The sequence below is a fragment of the Streptomyces physcomitrii genome (genome assembly GCF_012273655.1).
Classification (GTDB): domain Bacteria; phylum Actinomycetota; class Actinomycetes; order Streptomycetales; family Streptomycetaceae; genus Streptomyces; species Streptomyces physcomitrii.
In genome coordinates, this window is record NZ_JAAWWP010000009.1 from 114,821 (window position 1) to 128,838 (window position 14,018).

The following is a 14,018-nucleotide window of genomic DNA, read 5'->3' on the forward strand; positions in this document are numbered from 1 at the left end:
GTCCCGCGATCCGGGCCAGCGCTCCGGTCCGCGGCCGGGCGATCTAGGGTTTGAGACATGGCACGTCCGCAACGCATCGTCCTCGTCCGGCACGGCGAGTCCCAGGGCAACATCGACGACTCGGTCTACGAACGCGAGCCCGACCACGCCCTCGCGCTGACCGGCGCCGGGCACGAGCAGGCCGTCAGGACCGGCGCCCGGCTCCGCCGCCTCTTCGGCGAGGAGCGCGTCAGCGTCTACGTCTCCCCCTACCGCCGCACCCACGAGACCCTGCGCGCCTTCGCGCTCGACCCCGCCCGGGTCCGCATCCGCGAGGAGCCCCGGCTGCGCGAGCAGGACTGGGGGAACTGGCAGGACCACGAGGACGTACGGCTCCAGAAGGCCTACCGGGACGCCTACGGGCACTTCTTCTACCGCTTCGCCCAGGGCGAGTCCGGCGCCGACGTCTACGACCGCGTCGGCTCCTTCCTGGAGAGCCTGCACCGCAGCTTCGAGGCGGACGACCACCCGCCGAACGTCCTCCTGGTCACCCACGGCCTGACCATGCGGCTGCTCTGCATGCGCTGGTTCCACTGGTCGGTCGCCGAGTTCGAGTCCCTGTCGAACCCCGGCAACGCCGAGATGCGGGTGCTCGAACGCGGCCCCGACGGCAAGTACACCCTCGACCAGCCCTTCGAGCGCTGGTGCGAGCCCGAGCCGTACGGTGTCACCGGGCAGCCGCCGGGCAAACCCGCAGGCTGGCCCGCCGGTTAAGCTGGCCGGGCCATGACCCACGACCCCACCGTTGCCGGGCGCCTGGAGCGCGCCCTGAGCAGTCTGCGCGGCCTCGCCGTCGGCGACGCGCTCGGCTCCCAGTTCTTCGTCCCCGACAACCATCCGCTGCTCGGCGAGCGCGCCCTGCCACCGGGGCAGTGGCAGTGGACCGACGACACCGAGATGGCCTGCTCGGTCCTCGCCGTGCTCGCCGTCCACCACCGCATCGACCAGGACGCTCTGGCCCGCTCCTTCGCCGAGCACCACGACTTCGACCGGGGGTACGGGCCCGCCGTGAACCGCCTGCTCCGGCTGGTCAGGGAAGGCGGGGACTGGCGGGAGCTGGCCTCCGCCCTCTTCCAGGGGCAGGGTTCCTGGGGCAACGGCGCCGCCATGCGGATCGCCCCGCTCGGCGCCTGGTACGCGGACGACCCCGAGCAGGCCACCCACCAGGCCGAGATCTCCGCCTACCCGACCCACCAGCACCCCGAGGCGGTAGCGGGGGCCATGGCGGTGGCCGCGGCCGCCGCGCTGGCGGCTCGCGGCGGCCCGGGCGGCGGTGCGGAACTCCTCGACCAGGTGAGCGCCCTGATCCCGCGCAGCGCCGTGGCCGCGGGCCTGCGCCGGGCCCGCGACATGCTCGACTACGAGGACGCCTCGACCGTCGCCGCGGTCCTCGGCCGGGGGCGGCGCACCAGCGCCCCCGACACGGTCCCCTTCGCCCTGTGGTCCGCGGCCCGGCACCTCGACGACTACGCCGCGGCCTTCTGGAACACCGCCCAGGTCGGCGGCGACGTGGACACCAACTGCGCCATCGTCGGCGGCATCGTCGCGGCCCGGGGTTCCCGGCCGCCCGCACAGTGGTCCGCGCGCACCGAGGAACTGCCCGACTGGGCGCCGCGCGGCTGAGCCGGGGCGCCCGCGCCCGGCGAGGTCAGGCCGGGCCGGGACCCGCCGTACCGGCCAGCGCGTCGAGGTCGCTGCGGCGGACGCGCATCACGATCAGGCCGACGAGCAGGGCGAGCACGGCCATCCCCGCCGCCGGGACGAAGGCCGTGGCGATGCCGTGCGCGAGCACCTCGCTGCTCCAGGGCGCCGGCAGCTGCCGGGTCCGCGCGAACCGCGCCTTCTGCTCGGGCGAGGCCTCGGCGAGGAATTCACGCACCTGCCGGCGGCCCTCGTTGCGGCTCGCCGTGCCGAAGACGGTGGTCAGGATCGACAGGCCGAGCGAGCCGCCGACCTGCTGCATCGCGTTGAGCAGCCCCGAGGCGGCGCCCGCCTCGTGCGGCGCCACCCCGGAGACCGCCGTCAGGGTCAGCGTCACGAAGTTCAGGCCCATGCCGAAGCCGAAGACCAGCATCGGCCCGAGGACCCCGCTCGCGTACGAACTGTCCTCCGTGATCAGGGTCTGCCAGCCCAGACCGGCCGCGGCGAGCGCGGAGCCGACCACGATGAACGGCTTGGGGCCGAACCGCGGCAGATACTGCTGGGACAGGCCCGCGCCGACCGCGATGGCCACGGTGATCGGGAGGAAGGCGAGCCCGGCCCGGATCGGCGAGTAGCCGAGCACGTTCTGCACGAAGAGCACCAGGAAGAAGAACATCCCGAACAGCGCCGCGGCCAGGCTCAGCATGATCACGTAGGTGGCGGAGCGGTTGGGGTCGGCGAACATCCTCAGCGGGGTGATGGGCTCCCGGGCCCTCGACTCGATCACCACGAAGACCACGAGCAGGAACGCGGCCGCCGCGAAGGAGCCGAGCGTCAGCCCGTCGCTCCAGCCGTCGTCGGCGGCCCGGATGAAGCCGTACACCAGCGCGGCCATGCCGAGCGTGGAGGCCAGGGCGCCCGCGACGTCGAAGCGGCCCGGGTGGCGGTCGGACTCGTCGATGTAGAGCGGCGCGAGCAGGGCGATGAGCAGGCCGATGGGGGCGTTGACGAAGAGCACCCAGCGCCAGTCCAGCCACTCGGTGAGCATGCCGCCCGCGAGCAGGCCGACCGCGCCGCCGCCCGCGGACACCGCGGCGAAGACCCCGAAGGCCCGGTTGCGGTCCGGCCCTTCGGCGAAGGTGGTGGTGACCAGGGCCAGCGAGGTGGGGGAGCAGATCGCGCCGCCCACCCCCTGCAGGGCGCGGGCCGCGAGCAGTTGCCAGGGTTCCTGGGCGAAACCGCCGAGCAGCGAGGCCAGGCTGAACAGCAGGATGCCCGCGATGAAGACACGGCGGCGCCCGAGGATGTCACCCGCCCGGCCACCGAGCAGCAGCAGCCCGCCGAAGGTGAGGGTGTAGCCGCTGACCACCCAGGTGAGATTGGTGGTGGAGAAGCCGAGCGCGCGCTGGATGTCCGGGAGCGCGATGTTCACGATGGTCGCGTCGAGTACGACCATCAGCTGGCAGGAGGCGATCACCGCCAGGGCGAGGCCGGGATGCCTGCCCCGGCGCGCCGCACCGGGCCGCTGATCCTGTTTCAGACGGGAGCTTGTCACGGAGGGGTCACCCACAAGTGCTCTGGTGAACGGGGGAGAGCGCGCCCGCGGTGGAACGCGCTCGCCCCCGGTCGTGCCGACTGGTGTCCACGATCGTGCCGACCGAGGTCCGGGGCCGTGCCGACAGTGGTGATGCACCGTCAGTGAAAGCAACACCGGGCCGGAATCCGCTCTCCCCGATCCCGTCGGCGTGTCCCGGCCGCCCGGCCGAAGCACCGCGACGGGGCGCCGCCCCGGCCCGCGCGCCGCGGCGGCGCCAACGGCCCTGCCCCGCACGGCAGTCCGCCTCCCCTCCGCCCCGGATCCGCCACCGGCCGTGTTCGGAAGGACGGCTTCCGGAAGTCGTGGGGGACCGGGGTGTCGTCGGCCGCGGTGCGCGGCGTAGGCTGGACGCGTCATGCCGTACGTACCGCCCACCCACACCGTCGAGCGCTCACTCCGCGCCACTACCGGTGCCAGGATCATCGCCGGAGTCGACGAGGTCGGACGCGGCGCCTGGGCGGGTCCGGTCACGGTCTGCGCGGCGGTCACCGGGCTGCGGCGGCCCCCCGAGGGGCTCACCGACTCCAAGCTCCTGACACCCAAGCGCCGCGAGGAACTCGCCGTTCTGCTGGAGAAGTGGGTCACCGCCCACTCCCTCGGCCACGCCTCCCACGAGGAGATCGACGAGCACGGCATGACGGCGGCGCTCAGGCTCGCGGCCGAACGGGCGCTCAACGCCCTTCCGGTCCGTCCCGACGCGGTCATCCTGGACGGCAAGCACGACTACCTGGGCGCGCCCTGGCGGGTACGCACCGTGATCAAGGGCGACCAGTCCTGCGTCGCGGTCGCCGCCGCCTCGGTGATCGCCAAGGTCCGCCGCGACAAAATGATGGCCGAACTCGGTGCCGACCATGCAGACTTCTGCTTTGCGGCCAACGCCGGGTATCCGTCCCCGGTGCACAAGGCCGCGCTGCAGGAACGGGGACCCACCCCGTATCACCGGCTCACCTGGGCGTATCTTGATGCGCTGCCCCAGTGGCGGCACCTCAGGAAGCCCCGTCTCTGGGCGGAGCAAACGGTTCCGGAGATCGAAGGCCAGCTCGGCTTCGACTTCTGATCCGCCGTCCGTACGGATGCGCCACCCGCCGACTCGATCCGAATCGGCGTTTGATAGACATCAGCTCATGCCTCTCCCTCCCGAGGAGCCTCAGATTCACGAGAGTGCCCAGGGTCCCCGCGCCGCCGCGGCGAGCAGCCGCACCGCGCCGACCCCTCGTCCCGTACCCGGTCCCCGGCCCGTGGCCCCCGCGCGCCCCGGCCGTCCCGGTCCCGTACGCCCGTCGGCTCCCGCGCAGCGCACGCCGCGCGAGCAGCAGACGGCCGCTCCGGGCCCCGTCGCCGCACCCTCCCGTACGGCGCCGCAGATCCAGCTCATCCCCGCTTCCCCCGAAGGCGCCCTGGACGCCGCCGAGGAAGCCGTCGACCTGCTGCTCGACTCCGGTCGCGCGCCGGGCGAGGTCCTCCTGGTGACCACGGGCGACCCGCACCCGTGGGCCGCCCATGAACTCTCCTTCGGCGAGGGCGCCTACTGGGCCCAGCACGACGCCGGGGACGACGTCTTCTACACCCAGCACGACATCGCCGCGCGGGCCACCGAACGCCCCGTCGTGGTCGTCGCCCTGAACGGCGGCTCCGATGCCGTCGCCGTCAGCGCCCTGCCCCTCGCACTGGCCAAGGCGGGAACCCTGCTGATCGTCTGCGGCGACCCGCAGCGCATCAACGCGGTTCTCGGCGCGGGCGTCTGAGAGCCCGGCCCCGGCGGCCGACCGGACGGGCTCCGGCCCCTCGGCCTGCCCTCGGGCCGGGCCCCCTCAGCGCGCGGCGGCCCACCACATCGGCGACCGGGTGCCGCCTCCGGGGCGTACATACGGTGCCTCGGTCTCCTCCAGCGGCGCGGGCGCGGAACCCGAGCGCGGGCTGCGCCCGCCGCGTCCCTCGCCCTGCACCCGCCAGCCCTCGGGCGTCAGCGTGATGTAGGCCCCGCACCGCAGGCCGTGCAGGGTGCAGGCGTCCCGCAGGCCCCACATCCACGCCCCGTCCTCCGCAGTCCAACGCCCGTCTCCGGCACGGCAGTAGAGCAGTACGGCGGTCCGCACCGGAGTCCTGCGCCGCAGATCGTGCGGGATGACCCGGCGCAGCCGGTCGAGCAGCGCGTTGCGGAAGGCCCAGCCGTCCGGTGCCGAACTCCGGCGGAAGGAGGCACTGGCCTGAAGTCGCTCCTCGGGATCGAACACCGCCACCACCGCGGTCTCCGGAGTGGGACTGTGTCTGCTGTACAGGCCGCCGACCACCTGCCGCGGATCACGCAGCAGGGGGATACCGGCGGAGGCCCACTCGGCTGGTTCCAGGAGACGTGGCGCGGTGTCCTGATGGCCGAAGAAGTCGGTGCCGGGACGGCGCGGGCGTTCCACCGGTCCGGGTGGGGGCTGCGTGGATTCGAAGGTCATGTCTCTCCCTTCGGACACGCGCCCGCAGAGGGCAGGGGAACAGGAGGCGCTTCCGCGGCACAGCGGCGCCCGGCACAGTGGACACGCGGAGGCAAGGCCAATTCTCCCTGCCGTTCACGTTCGCGGCAACGAGTAATCGACGCCACCTGCCGTCATTTCTGGTGCCTGCCCACCCGGCGCCCTTTCAGGCCTGCACCGCGAGCACCAGGGGCAACACCCCCTGCGCGCCTGCCTTCCGCAGCAGCCTGGTGGCCATGGCCAGAGTCCAGCCGGTCTCCGTGTAGTCGTCCACCAGCAGCACCGGACCCTCGGACCGGGCCAGGGCGCCGCCGAGTTCAGCGGGCAGGACGAGTGCCCCCTCGAGCGCCTTGACCCGCTGGGCGCTGTTGCTGCGCCCCCGCAACTCGGCCTCCGCGCCCGGTGCGTAGGCCAGTGACCCCAGCAGGGGCAGCCTCCCCACCTCGGCGATCCGCTCGGCCAGCGAGGAGATGAGCCGCGGCCGGGTGCCCGAGGGCACGGCGACCACACCGACCGGGCGCGGCTGGGCCCCCGGGCTTCCCGGGGCCCAGCCCTGCGAACCCTTCGCCCAGTCCGCGAGTACCGAGACGACCGCGCGGGCCACCTCCTCGGGCACCGGCCCGTCGGCGCTCTGGGCGCCGAGCATGGGCCGCAGCCGGTTGCCCCAGCCGATGTCGGAGAGTCGCCCGAGCGCCCTTCCGGGCGCCCCCTGCTCATCGGCCGGGATCCGGCCCTTGAGCGCGAGGCCTGCCGCGGCGAGCCCGGTCGGCCACATCTTGCGTGGCTCCACGTCCACGCCGGCGCGGCCCAGTTCGCCGCTGGCGGCACTCAGGGCCGCGGGCGTCACCTCGGTGCCGAACCGCGGTCCCGCACAGTTGTCGCAGCGACCGCAGGGCGCCGCCTCCGGGTCGTCGAGCTGCCGGCGCAGGAACTCCATCCGGCAGCCCTCGGTCCGCGCGTACTCGCGCATCGCGCCCTGCTCCGCCTCCCGCTGCTTGGCGACCCAGGCGTACCGCTCGGTGTCGTACGTCCACGGTCGGCCGGTGGAGACCCAGCCGCCCTTGACCCGGCGCACCGCCCCGTCCACGTCGAGGACCTTCAGCATCGTCTCCAGCCGGGAGCGGCGCAGTTCCACCAAGGGCTCCAGGGCCGGCAGGGAGAGCGGCCGCTCCGCCGCGGCCAGGGTGTCGAGGGTGAGGCGCACCTGCTCCTGCGGAGGGAAGGCCAGGGAGGCGAAGTACCGCCAGATCACCTCGTCCTCGCGTCCGGGCAGGAGCAGCACCTCCGCGTGCTCGACCCCGCGCCCGGCCCGGCCCACCTGCTGGTAGTAGGCGATGGGGGAGGAGGGTGAGCCGAGGTGGACGACGAATCCCAGGTCCGGTTTGTCGAACCCCATGCCCAGCGCCGAGGTCGCGACCAGGGCCTTGACCCGGTTGGCCAGCAGATCCTCCTCGGCCTGCTGCCGGTCGGCGTTCTCCGTCTTGCCGGTGTAGGAGGCGACGGTGTGCCCCGCACCGCGCAGGAAGGCCGTGACCTCCTCCGCGGCCGCCACGGTCAGCGTGTAGACGATCCCCGAGCCCGGAAGGGTGTCGAGGTGCTCGGCGAGCCAGGCGAGCCGGTGCGCCGCGTCGGGCAGTTCGACGACACCGAGGCTGAGGCTCTCCCGGTCCAGTGGGCCCCGCAGCACCAGGGCATCCGAGGTGGCGCCGGTGCCGAGCTGTTCGGCGACGTCCGCGGTGACCCGGGCGTTCGCCGTGGCCGTGGTCGCCAGCACCGGGACGCCGGGCGGGAGATCGGCGAGCATGGTCCGCAGCCTGCGGTAGTCGGGGCGGAAGTCGTGGCCCCAGTCGGAGATGCAGTGCGCCTCGTCCACCACGAGCAGTCCGGTCGCCGACGCCAGCTTGGGCAGCACCTGGTCCCGGAAGTCGGGGTTGTTGAGCCGCTCCGGACTCACCAGGAGGACGTCCACGCTGCCCTCCGCGACCTCGGCCTGGATCTCCTGCCAGTCCTCGGGGTTGGCGGAGTTGATCGTGCGCGCGTGGATTCCGGCACGGGCCGCGGCCTCGACCTGGTTGCGCATGAGTGCCAGCAGCGGCGAGACGATCACAGTGGGACCACTGCCCCGCTCCCGGAGCAGCGCCGTCGCCACGAAGTAGACCGCCGATTTCCCCCAGCCGGTGCGCTGCACGACGAGGGCCCGGCGGTGGTGCGCCACCAGTGCCTCGACCGCCCGCCACTGGTCCTCGCGCAGCCGGGCGCTCCCCGAGGCGTCGCCGACGAGCCGGGCCAGCACCGCATCGGCGGTGGATCGCAGATCTTCACTCATCCCCCCATGCAACCCGATCCCGGTGACATCGGGCCAACCGCGCCCCTCCGGGCCCGTCGGCGGGGCCCCGCCCGACGCCGGGCAGGACCGCTCGCGGGCCATCCCGGAAGGGCCTCGGGAGTAGGCTGCTGCCGGGAGTGTCTCCTCGGCCGGGGCGGAGTGCGGATGGCACTGCAGGAACGCGGTATCAGAACGCGCCGTCTGATCCTCGAGGCGGCGGCGGGTGTCTTCGCGGAGAGCGGCTACGACGGGGCGAGCACCACGGCGATCCTGGCACGCACCGGCCTCACCCGCGGCGCGCTCTACCACCACTTCCCCTCGAAGGAGGACATCGCCGCCGCCTTGGTGGATGTCCAGTCGGAAGCGCTGGTCGCCCCGGAACGGCCGATCCGGCTCCAGGCGGCGATCGACCTGACCCTGAGCTTCGCCCGCAAGCTGCAGCGCGATCCCGTGCTCCAGGCCGGTGTCCGGCTCACCGTGGAGCAGACCTCCTTCTCCGAGGGGAAGGTCGTGGCCTACCAGCGCTCGGCGGAGGTCGTCCTCGCCCTCCTTGCCGAGGCCGCGGAGCGGGGCGAACTGCGGCCGGACGCCGATGTCGGGGACGTGGCCGATCTGGTGGTCGGCGCCTTCACGGGCGTTCAGCTGATGTCGCAGATCTACACCGAGCGCAGGGACCTGCTGCACCGGACCTCGGTGCTCTGGCGCTGCCTGCTTCCGGGTATCGCCGCTCCGGAGTTGCTGCCTCACCTGAGGACCGCCCCGGAGCCGGTCGACGGCACCGCGAAGTAGTCCCGCGAGGCGCCCGAGCGGAGTCCGGGCCCGTCGTGGCGGCGGCCGGTGTGGGCCGTGGGACTGGCTGTCCGGCGTACGTGAGGCGGAGTGAGGCGGCGTCCGATGCGAACCGAGGTCGTGCGCCGAACCTCGGCGCCCGGCTGCCTCCGGACCTCCCGGGAATCCTGAAAAGGCGGGCTTCATCGCGTATGTGGCGTTCTGCTGTTGAATTTCGCGCATGCGCCGAGGCAACCCCGCTCCCCGGGATTCCGGCAAGTGACCCCGTCAGCCTGTGGACAACTCCTGGCATGCCCCTGATCCGAGTTGTCCACAGGCTTCCCCACGAGGTGACGAATCGCGCAAGGCTTGCCCGCATGACGAATCACCACGAGGCGGAACACTTCGACAAGCCGGAGCCCACCACGAGCCGTGGCGCGGAGCCCGGAACCGATCCACTCACCGAGCAGAATCCCCTGACCCTGCGCACCGCGGGCGAACTGGCGGACGCCCTGCCCTATCTCCTCGGGTACCGGCCCGGAGACAGCATCGTCCTCGCGGCGGTGCACGAAGGAGACGGGCTGGGGAACTTCGGCGGCAGGGCGAGGCTCGGCATCCCGGAACGCCCGGAGGACTGGCCGCCGGTGGCGCGCGAGACCGCGCGCTCGCTGATCGGCGGCATCGAGCGACGGCGCGGGAAGCCCGACGGCATGATCGTCTACCTCTCCCAGGAGCCGAAGGGCGAGGAGACCGGTCAGCAGGTGATGGAGCGACTGAGGCCGCTGGCCCAACTGCTGCGCACCTCGTGCGGAAGCCTCGACGTCCCGGTGGTCGAGGCGCTGTGCCTGTCCGGCGGGCGCATCTGGTCCTACTGCTGCCCCGGCCACGGGTGCTGCCCGCCGGAGGGCGTCCCCCTCGGCGTACCCGGCACCTCGGTTCTCGCCGCCGCGGCGACCTACGCGGGCATCCAAGTACGCGGCTCCCTCGACGAGTTGCGGAGCCGCCTCAGCCCCTGGGCGCCGACCGGCCTGGAGCAGATCACCCGCATCCAGGAGCAGGAACGCGCGCTCGACGCCGCCCGTCCGGACATCGGGCCGCGGATCCTGGCCGCGGAGACCCGGGGCGTCGTGGCGGAGGAGACCGCCGATCTCGCCCGGAGGGTCCTGGCCCGACTGGCCGAGGCGCCACCCGTGGGGCGATCGGTGAGCCCGGATCCGCAGGACGACGAACTCCTCGCCCATGACGAGGCCGCGGCGCTGCTCCTGGGACTCCAGGACCGCAGCACCCGTGACCGGGTGGCCGAATGGATGGAAGGGGAGAAGGCCGCACCGGCCCTGAGGCTCTGGCGGGCACTCGCGCGACGCTGCGTCGGCCCGTACGCGGACTACGCCGCGGCGCCCCTCACCCTCGCCGGATGGGTCGCATGGTCGCTCGGTGACGAGTTCGAGGCCAGGGAGGCGCTTGCCATGGCCCTGGGAGCGGATCCGCAGTACACCTTCGCCCGGCTGCTGCACCGCGCGTGCACCGAAGGGCTCGACCCGGAGGCGGTCCGCAGATGCCTGCGGCAGGAGCGCGCCGACCGGGAGTCCGAGGAGGAGGCGGCCGGGGACTCCGAGCCCTCGCGGACGGGAGACCGCACAGGGGAACCGGGGGAGTCAGGACAGCTGGAAGCACCGGGAGGCCCGGAGGCGGGAACGGCGGCTGCATCGGCTGACACGCCAGTGGCTCAAGGCAGGCCGCAGCCCCGCCCTGCCCGCGCCGCCCGTCGTGGCAGGAAGCGGCCGGGTTCGGGCCCCACGGGTGGTTCGCCGCACCCCGCGCCCCGCGTCCCACCGCAGACCCGGAGGGCGGGAAGGAGGGGAGCCCGGAGCGGCCGGTGATCCGCGGGCGGCGCGGTCTCGACAGGGGAAGGGTGCCGTAGAGCACGCCCGGGACGCCGGTAGGGGTGTGGCGAGGGCGGCGGGCGGGGGTGTCCGGATCCGGGCGTGAAGCCGGGGTGCGAACAGGATGTTTATCGTCAGGCAGACGACTATGATCACCGTCATGTCGCCCTACGACCCCTCGGCCTTTCCGCCCTTCGCCGTCACCGTGGATCTGGTCGTGCTCACCGTGCGGCGCCACGCGCTGTGCGCCCTGGCGGTCCGGCGGGGAGAGCCTCCGTTCCAGGGCCGGTGGGCGCTCCCGGGTGGCTTCGTGCGGGGCGACGAGGATCTGGAAGCCGCCGCGGCGAGGGAACTCGTCGAGGAGACGGGGCTGAGCGCCGAGGCGGGGGCGGCCGACCCGCAGGGCAAGGGTGCCCACCTCGAACAGCTCGCGACCTACGGGGATCCCGAACGAGACCCCCGGATGCGCGTGGTCAGCGTGGCGCACCTGGTGCTCGCGCCCGACCTGCCGGCTCCGCGTGCGGGAGGCGATGCCCACAGTGCCAGGTGGGCACCGGTCGAGGACTTCCTCGATCTGACGAGCGCCCCTGAGGAGGAGCCGGCCGCCCCTCTGGCCTTCGATCACGCGCGGATTCTGGCCGACGGGGTCGAGCGCGCCCGTTCGAAGATCGAGTACTCCTCCCTGGCCACGGCCTTCTGCCCGCCCGAGTTCACCGTCGGGGAGCTGCGACGGGTGTACGAGGCCGTGTGGGGTGTCGTGCTGGACCCGCGGAACTTCCACCGGAAGGTGACGGGCACCCCGGGCTTCCTCGTGCCGACCGGGGGTACCACCACGCGACAGGGAGGGCGCCCCGCGCAGCTCTTCCGCGCCGGAGGAGCGACCCTGCTCAACCCGCCGATGCTGCGTCCCGAGGTGTGATTCCGGCCCGGATGCAGCAAGCGGATCGCCACCCGGTTGCCGCTTCCCTGAAAATCGGATATTTCACGCTATCTTACTGAGGTACTTGCGGGGCCGGTCCGTGTCCGAACCCACGGAAGCGCCCCGGCCGCCGAGCGGTCGCACCTCTTGTGAGAGAAGCGATGATCCAGGCCATCGGACTGACGAGCAATCCGCACCGCAAACTCCCGCCCACCGTCGAGGACGTGACCTTCGAGGCTCCGGCGGGCCAGGTCACGGCGCTGCTCGGAAGCCCCCGTTCGGGCAGGACCACGACGCTGCGCCTGCTCCTCGGCCTCGAACCGGGCCGGGGGATCGCCTGCTTCCGGGGGAGGCCGCTGCACTGGTTCAGCCACCCCGCGCGCGAGGTCGGCGCCCTCCTCGACGAGGTCTCCGGCCATCCTTCGCGTACGGTCCGCGGGCAGCTGAGGATGCTGTGCGCGGCGGTGGGCGTGCCGCGGGGGCGGGCCGACGAGGTGCTCGACGTGGTGGGCATGGCGGGGCTCGCGGAGGAACGGCTCGGCAGGCTCTCCCCGGGGATGGACCGCCGGCTGAGCCTGGCCGGTGCCCTGCTCGGAGATCCGCACACCCTGGTCCTCGACGAACCGGTCCACGATCTGACGGGTCAGGAGGCCCGGTGGATGCACGGGCTCCTGCGGGCCCATGCCGTGCAGGGCGGGACGGTGCTCTTCACCACCGCCGAAGCCAGGGAGGCCGCGCGGATCGCGGATCGTGTCGTGGTGCTCGAACGCGGGCGGATCATCGCCGAACAGCCGGTGAGGGAGTTCGCACGGACTCGGCTCCGGCCGCGGGTGACCGTCCGCAGTCCCTACGCAGCACGCCTGAGCACCCTCCTGGCCAAGGAGGCGCGAGCGGCCCGTGCGTCCGTGGAGGTGACGAGCGAGGACCCCAACAGGCTTTCCGTGTACGGGAGTACGTGCGCGGAGGTCGGTGATCTCGCGTACCGGCACGGCATTCTGCTGCACCAACTGGCCGAGGAGAGCGGGGATGTGGGCCCCGGCGCGCACGGGAAGGACGTCGCTCGCGGCCGGGCACCGCAGATGAACCGGGCCGTACGGGCCGACAGAAGAGGCCGGGCGGAGACCGATGGAGGCGGCCGGCCGCACGTTCCAGGTGGGCCCGTCGATCTCCTTGCCGGGGCAGAGCGGTTCCCCGACTCCGAGGGGAGCAACCCGGCGGCGCCTGTGCATCACCAGGCGGCTGCGGAGCCCGGACTCTCGGCGGCGATCGCCGACTCCGATCCCGTCCCGACTCCGAAGTCGGTAGGCGAGCCGACAGAGCCCCGAGGACGGCACGGGCCCCCACCGCCGTGTCCCCTTCCGGGCCGCGCGCTGTCCGGCGAGTCAGGCACTTCCGCCCACGACGAGGCGACACTTGAGCCGCCATCGCGCGAGACCACCACGGCGGTCGCGGAGGGGCCGGGCATGAGTGGGAAGGCTGTCCGCCGCCGCGACCGGCCTCACCCACCCGCCGCGGCCGAGGAGTTGTCCGAACTCCCTCCGCCGCTGACCGTACGTCCCGTGCGGCACCCGCTGCGGCCGCTGAGCTACGAGCTGCGTCGCCTGACGGGCGTGGCAACCGCCTATCTCGTCCTGGGCGTCGCGGTGTCCGTGTCTGCCCTGACGGCGCTCCTGCTGGCGCGCGGCGGCCATACTCCGCAGCAGCGGGTGCTCGCCGCCTGGCCGTTGGGGCTTCCGCTGCCGCCTGCCGCTCTCGGCGCGGGTCTGCTCGGCGCCCTGGCCTTCGGTGAGGAGTTCCGCTATCCCGTCCTGGCCGTGGACCGGCGGGCCGTACCCCGGCGTCTGTCGCTGCTCGGCGCGAAGTTGGCGGTCTCTGCGGCGACGGGCTTACTCCTCGCCCTGCTCACGCTGGGCATCGACGCCGCTCTGCTCCAACTCGTCTACGGCCCCGGATTCACGCGGGTACCCGACGACTGGCCTGCCGTGACGGCGAGTTGGCTCGGGCTGGTGACCGGGTGCGGCTGGGCGGGCGTCCTGGCCGCCGGGGTCTTCCGGTCGGCAACGGCCGGGATCGCGGCCGTGGTTGCCGTACCGGTACTGCTGGTGCCCGCGATGGAGAAGGCGCTGGAGGGGCCTTCCGCGCACTCGGCCGCCGGTCTGCCCGGGCGATTGAGGGCTCTCACGCTGTGGCCGTTCGGGACCGAACGTCCCTTCGTCATGCTCGTCCGGGCTGTCGGGCAACCGGTCGGCCTGGCAGTGCTGTTGTCGCTTTCCCTGCTTTCCTTCGCTTATGTCCTGGTGTCCTTGCGGAGTCGAGCCCAGTAACGGCAAACGGTCCGAAACGACACGGGTGTTGTACGGATACTTCTGCGGGGCGCTCA

Annotated in this window: 11 protein-coding genes; 8 read left to right on the forward strand and 3 right to left on the reverse strand. The window is 73.0% G+C overall.

From position 1 onward, the window contains the following. Positions 1-57: 57 nt before the first annotated feature. Together HFV08_RS16400 and HFV08_RS16405 are read left to right on the forward strand one after the other, a co-directional pair. Complete coding sequence (locus HFV08_RS16400) at positions 58-753, forward strand: histidine phosphatase family protein (RefSeq protein WP_168540183.1); 696 nt, start codon at positions 58-60, stop codon at positions 751-753. Positions 754-765: 12 nt separating this feature from the next. Next, on the forward strand, positions 766-1,662 hold the full coding sequence (locus tag HFV08_RS16405; RefSeq protein ID WP_168540185.1) for an ADP-ribosylglycohydrolase family protein: 897 nt from the start codon (positions 766-768) through the stop codon (positions 1,660-1,662). Between the two features lie 25 nt (positions 1,663-1,687). On the opposite strand, the gene HFV08_RS16410 is transcribed toward HFV08_RS16405, so the two are convergent. Further along, positions 1,688-3,235, reverse strand: a complete 1,548-nt coding sequence (locus HFV08_RS16410) for an MFS transporter (protein WP_168540187.1) — start codon at positions 3,233-3,235, stop codon at positions 1,688-1,690. 397 nt (positions 3,236-3,632) lie between these two features. Between HFV08_RS16410 and rnhB the strand changes: the two genes are divergently transcribed. Beyond that, positions 3,633-4,334, forward strand: coding sequence for a ribonuclease HII (gene rnhB / locus HFV08_RS16415; RefSeq protein ID WP_168540189.1), 702 nt, complete (start codon positions 3,633-3,635; stop codon positions 4,332-4,334). A 67-nt stretch (positions 4,335-4,401) separates the two neighbouring features. Beyond that, entirely contained in the window at positions 4,402-5,022 is a 621-nt protein-coding gene (locus tag HFV08_RS16420; protein ID WP_168540191.1) for a hypothetical protein, read from the forward strand. A 66-nt stretch (positions 5,023-5,088) separates the two neighbouring features. On the opposite strand, the gene HFV08_RS16425 is transcribed toward HFV08_RS16420, so the two are convergent. Continuing rightward, the gene (locus tag HFV08_RS16425; RefSeq protein WP_246341797.1) at positions 5,089-5,724 is read right to left on the reverse strand and encodes a hypothetical protein; all 636 of its coding nucleotides are present in this window, start codon (positions 5,722-5,724) and stop codon (positions 5,089-5,091) included. A 184-nt stretch (positions 5,725-5,908) separates the two neighbouring features. Further along, on the reverse strand, positions 5,909-8,068 hold the full coding sequence (locus tag HFV08_RS16430; RefSeq protein ID WP_168540193.1) for a RecQ family ATP-dependent DNA helicase: 2,160 nt from the start codon (positions 8,066-8,068) through the stop codon (positions 5,909-5,911). 165 nt (positions 8,069-8,233) lie between these two features. Between HFV08_RS16430 and HFV08_RS16435 the strand changes: the two genes are divergently transcribed. The 4 genes from HFV08_RS16435 (at position 8,234) to HFV08_RS16450 (ending at position 13,962) form a co-directional block, all read left to right on the forward strand. Continuing rightward, entirely contained in the window at positions 8,234-8,857 is a 624-nt protein-coding gene (locus HFV08_RS16435; RefSeq protein ID WP_210430392.1) for a ScbR family autoregulator-binding transcription factor, read from the forward strand. A gap of 356 nt (positions 8,858-9,213) precedes the next feature. Further along, positions 9,214-10,716 (forward strand): DUF4192 domain-containing protein, encoded by a 1,503-nt coding sequence (locus HFV08_RS16440; RefSeq protein ID WP_168540194.1) that lies wholly within the window; start codon positions 9,214-9,216, stop codon positions 10,714-10,716. 163 nt (positions 10,717-10,879) lie between these two features. Continuing rightward, the gene (locus tag HFV08_RS16445) at positions 10,880-11,638 is read left to right on the forward strand and encodes an NUDIX hydrolase (protein WP_168540196.1); all 759 of its coding nucleotides are present in this window, start codon (positions 10,880-10,882) and stop codon (positions 11,636-11,638) included. Positions 11,639-11,799: 161 nt separating this feature from the next. Then, positions 11,800-13,962 carry an ATP-binding cassette domain-containing protein gene (locus HFV08_RS16450; protein WP_168540198.1) on the forward strand — a complete coding sequence of 721 codons (2,163 nt, stop codon included), beginning with the start codon at positions 11,800-11,802 and terminating at the stop codon, positions 13,960-13,962. The last annotated feature ends 56 nt before the right edge of the window (positions 13,963-14,018 follow it).